The following is a 4,699-nucleotide window of genomic DNA, read 5'->3' as shown; positions in this document are numbered from 1 at the left end:
CTTGTATCGTCGGAATCCGACGATACAAGGCCCTGAACGACAATGACTAGCCCTTTCACCCGGACGAGGTCACTGTCAGGCTCACGCCGAATTCTGGCCGCCGTTCCGCGTGCCCGTCGACGGCGTGGAGCGGGTTGACCGAGGACGCCGTCTCCAACCACCCGCTTCAGCGCGGCGGAGCACGCGATCAACCACGTCAGCCTCTCCGTCTTCCGGTTCGACCACGACGCACTGGTCCCGCCCCACCTGGCGCGCCTCGTCGGGCACGACTCACCGCTGCTCCATCTGCGCAGGCAGGGCGCGGGCGCGATGTTCGACCGGTTCGCGGAGCACGCCGAGGAGCCCTGGGAGCGAGGGACGGCCCGGTCCCGGTATCCCGTAGGCGAGAGGCGCCCCATGCGGCCGGCACCCCCGGCCGGCCGACCCTCCCCCCTTTCGGTCGCCACTCCCCCGGCCTGCGGGCCACTCCATAACTGTACCTTCCGAAAGGTACAGTTATGGAGAAGTGGTTGACGATGCCGATCGAGAGGTGTGCGGGAATGGTGCTGAGTGCGAGGCGGCGGTGGCTGCTGCTGGCGGTGGTGAGTGCGGGGCTCCTGCTCATCACGCTGGACAACTCGATCCTGTACGCCGCGCTGCCGACGCTGGTGGAGGAGCTCGGTGCGAGCAGTTCGGAGAGTCTGTGGATCATCAACGCCTATCCGGTGGTGATGGCCGGGCTGCTGCTGGGCAGCGGCACTCTGGGTGACCGGCTCGGGCACCGGAGGATGTTCCTGATCGGTCTGGTGGTCTTCGGCGCGGCCTCGGTGGCCGCCGCGTTCTCGCCGACCCCGGAGACGCTGATCGCGTCCCGGGCACTTCTGGCGGTAGGCGCGGCGGCGATGATGCCCGCGACGCTGGCCCTGATCCGGATCACGTTCGAGGACGAACGCGAGCGCAACATGGCCATCGCCGTCTGGGGCACCCTGGCCATCGTGGGCAGCGCTCTGGGCCCGATCATCAGCGGCCTCCTGCTGCGGAGCTTCTGGTGGGGATCGGTGTTCCTGGTCAACGTCCCCGTCGTCGTCGCGGCCCTGGTCGCCGCGCTGGTCCTCGCGCCGCCCAACGACGCGGACCCGAGCAAGCGGTGGGACCTGCTCTCCTCGCTCCTCGCACTCGTCGCCCTGGTCGGGCTCGTGCTCGCCATCAAGGAGACCGCCAAGGCGGAACCCGCGCCGACGGTCATCGCCGTCGCCGTGCTCGCCGCGGCTGCCGGGGGGTGGGCGTTCGCCCGGAGGCAGCGACGTCTGCCGTACCCGCTGCTGGAGTTCGCGATCTTCCGGAACCGTGCCTTCCTCGCCGGAGTCCTGGCCGCCGGGTTCTCGATGTTCGCCATCGCCGGTGTCCAGCTCATCACCACACAGCGGTTCCAGCTCGTGGAAGGCTTCACCCCGCTGCGCGCCGGAGTCCTGGTCGCCGCCATCGCCCTGGGGGCGCTCCCCACGGCCGTCGCCGGCGGCGCGAGCCTCCACCGGGTCGGGCTGCTGCCCATCGTCGCGGGCGGACTCGCCCTCAGCGCGGTCGGCTCGCTGCTGGTGCTGCTGTACTTCGACACCAGTACGGCTCTGCTCGTCACCGGGCTGCTCATCACGGGCGCGGGTCTCGGCGGGGCCATGTCCGTCGCGTCCAGCGCGATCATGGGCAACGTTCCGGCCCGCCGCGCGGGCATGGCCTCCTCCGTGGAGGAGGTGTCCTACGAGTTCGGCAGCCTGATCGCGGTCGCGCTGCTCGGCAGCCTCATCACCGCCGTCTACACCGCGACCATCGACCTGCCCTCCGGAGCCCCCGAATCCGCGCGTGACAGCTTGAACAGCGCACTCGACCTGGCAGGGGACAGCAACCCGTCGCTGATCAGCGCGGCGTCCACCGCCTTTGACGGTGCCTACTCGACCGTCATGATCGTGGTCACCGCCGTCATCGCCGTCGGCGCCATCACCACAGGTCTCCTCCTGCGTCACCATGGCCCCGGATCAGCCCTGTCCGCCCCCGCCCATCACTGACACCCGCCCTCGGAGCACCCCATGCGGACCAGCAAACGAACCCAGATCCTCGAAGCAGCCGCCCGCGTGGTGGAACGCGAGGGGGTCAAGAGCGTGACGTTCGACTCCGTCGCCGCCGAGGCCGGCCTGACCAAGGGCGGACTCCTCTACCACTTCGCCTCGCGCGACGACCTCGTCCAGGCCATCCATCAGCACCTCGCCGACCAATGGGAGGCGCACATCGCGGCGGCGGCGGGAAAACAGGCCGAGGAGGCGACCCCCGCGGAACGGCTCGCCGCCTACACCCGTGTCGCCATCCAGAGCGCCACCCGGGCGGAGCTCCTCTTCATGCTGGAGGGATCGACCACCCCCGGTCACGCGGCCGCCTGGGACGCGGTCATCGACCGGTGGGTGCCGCCCCTGGAGACCGGCGACGCCGACGACCAGGTCACACTCGACCGGTTCATCGCCCGGCTCGCCGCCGACGGCCTGTGGCTGTACGAGTCCCTGACCGCCCACCGCCTGGACCCACGACTTCGCCGTGCCGTGGCCGAACGCATCGCGAGCACGCTCAATCACGACGACGCCTGAGCCGGGGTTCGCGGAGCGGAGCACGGCCGGCTGCCTCGGGAGCGACGGAAACCGTGGGAGCGGCGAGGCGGGAACGGGCCCCGGAATCCCGTACGCCTGCTCCACCGCCCGGACCCGCGCACCGCGCGCCCCGCACCTCACACCCACCGCCACCCCACAAGGCGCGGTGATGCGGCACACTGGACGTTTGGCCGCATGCGCGGCCGTACCCCGGAGAAAGGGCCGCAGCGAGTGACCGGACCCCTCATCGTCCAGAGCGACAAGACGCTTCTGCTGGAAGTCGACCACGAGCTGGCGGACGCGTGCCGGAGGGTGATCGCGCCCTTCGCCGAGCTGGAGCGCGCGCCCGAGCACATCCACACCTACCGCGTGACGCCGCTCGGGCTGTGGAACGCCCGCGCCGCCGGCCACGACGCCGAGCAGGTCGTCGACGCGCTGGTGGAGTACTCCCGCTACCCCGTGCCGCACGCACTGCTGGTCGACATCGCCGAGACGATGGCGCGGTACGGCCGTCTCACTCTGTCCAAGCACCCGGTGCACGGTCTCGTACTGACCAGCACCGACCGGCCGGTCCTCGAAGAGGTGCTGCGGTCGAAGAAGATCACCCCGCTGGTCGGGGCGCGCCTCGACCCGGACACGGTCGCCGTGCACCCCTCGGAGCGCGGGCAGATCAAGCAGACGCTGCTGAAGCTCGGCTGGCCGGCGGAGGACCTCGCCGGGTACGTCGACGGCGAGGCGCACCCGATCGAGCTGGCCCAGGACGGCTGGTCGCTGCGCCCGTACCAGCGGCAGGCCGTCGACGGGTTCTGGCACGGTGGCTCCGGTGTCGTCGTGCTCCCCTGTGGTGCCGGAAAGACGCTGGTCGGAGCCGGTGCGATGGCCGAGGCGAAGGCCACCACGCTGATCCTGGTGACCAACACGGTCTCGGCCCGGCAGTGGAAGCACGAGCTGATCAAGCGCACCTCGCTGACCGAGGAGGAGATCGGCGAGTACAGCGGTACCCGCAAGGAGATCCGCCCGGTCACCATCGCCACGTACCAGGTGCTCACCACGCGCCGTAAGGGCGTGTACGCGCACCTGGAGCTCTTCGACTCCCGTGACTGGGGTCTGGTGATCTACGACGAGGTGCACCTGCTGCCCGCACCGGTCTTCAAGTTCACCGCCGACCTCCAGGCCCGCCGCCGCCTCGGCCTCACCGCCACGCTGGTCCGCGAGGACGGGCGGGAGTCGGACGTGTTCTCGCTCATCGGCCCGAAGCGGTTCGACGCCCCGTGGAAGGAGATCGAGGCGCAGGGCTACATCGCGCCCGCCGACTGCGTGGAGGTACGGGTCAACCTGACCGACCACGAGCGGCTCGCGTACGCCACGGCCGAGCCCGAGGAGAAGTACCGCTTCTGCGCGACCACCGTCACCAAGCGGAAGGTCACCGAGGCGCTGGTGCGCAAGCACGCGGGCGAGCAGACGCTCGTCATCGGGCAGTACATCGACCAGCTGGACGAGCTGGGCGAGCACCTGAACGCACCCGTCATCAAGGGCGAGACGCCGAACTCGCAGCGCGAGAAGCTCTTCGAGTCGTTCCGCCAGGGCGAGATCAGCGTGCTGGTCGTCTCCAAGGTCGCGAACTTCTCCATCGACCTGCCGGAAGCGACCGTCGCCATCCAGGTGTCGGGCACGTTCGGCTCCCGCCAGGAGGAGGCGCAGCGCCTCGGCCGGGTGCTGCGCCCGAAGGCGGACGGGCACGAGGCCCGCTTCTACTCGGTGGTCGCCCGCGACACCATCGACCAGGACTTCGCCGCGCACCGGCAGCGGTTCCTGGCCGAGCAGGGGTACGCGTACCGGATCGTCGACGCGGACGAGCTGCTCACGGAGAACCCGGGCACGGAGAACGCCGAGACCACGGAGAACTGAGAACCGCGGCGGGCGCCCGGAACAGGTGGCGCGGGCCCAGCCCGGGGAAGCCGGGACAGCCCCACGGATGCGCGGTCGCCGATGCGCCCCCTGGACCGATGTGGACCGCCTCGTGGAGGTGCTCAAGGCGTCCAGGGGACGCAGGCCATAGCGCGCCCGCGGTGACGGCGCTCCCGGCCTCA

General features: G+C 70.5%; 3 protein-coding genes and 1 pseudogene. All 4 read left to right on the top strand.

Annotated features, from left to right (window positions below; genetic code table 11):
* Positions 1-162: 162 nt before the first annotated feature.
* Positions 163-360 (top strand): annotated as a pseudogene (locus tag ACFWEP_RS31860) (XRE family transcriptional regulator); the annotation flags it as partial.
* Positions 361-539: 179 nt separating this feature from the next.
* Complete coding sequence (locus ACFWEP_RS31855; RefSeq protein ID WP_387375350.1) at positions 540-2,039, top strand: MFS transporter; 1,500 nt, start codon at positions 540-542, stop codon at positions 2,037-2,039.
* A gap of 21 nt (positions 2,040-2,060) precedes the next feature.
* Complete coding sequence (locus ACFWEP_RS31850; protein WP_387375348.1) at positions 2,061-2,609, top strand: TetR/AcrR family transcriptional regulator; 549 nt, start codon at positions 2,061-2,063, stop codon at positions 2,607-2,609.
* A gap of 231 nt (positions 2,610-2,840) precedes the next feature.
* The gene (locus ACFWEP_RS31845; protein WP_387375346.1) at positions 2,841-4,517 is read left to right on the top strand and encodes a DNA repair helicase XPB; all 1,677 of its coding nucleotides are present in this window, start codon (positions 2,841-2,843) and stop codon (positions 4,515-4,517) included.
* Positions 4,518-4,699: the final 182 nt, after the last annotated feature.

The sequence above is a fragment of the Streptomyces sp. NPDC060198 genome, from assembly GCF_042728415.1.
In the GTDB taxonomy this organism is placed as follows: domain Bacteria; phylum Actinomycetota; class Actinomycetes; order Streptomycetales; family Streptomycetaceae; genus Streptomyces.
Note: the sequence above shows the minus strand (reverse complement) of the source record. Positions and strands in the feature narration are given on the sequence as shown.

What these genes read in the sequence shown, in the direction of transcription:
- ACFWEP_RS31850 (WP_387375348.1), top strand. Translation starts at nt 2,061, where the DNA reads ATGCGGACCAGCAAACGAACCCAGATCCTCGAAGCAGCCGCCCGCGTG.
- ACFWEP_RS31855 (WP_387375350.1), top strand. Translation starts at nt 540, where the DNA reads ATGGTGCTGAGTGCGAGGCGGCGGTGGCTGCTGCTGGCGGTGGTGAGT.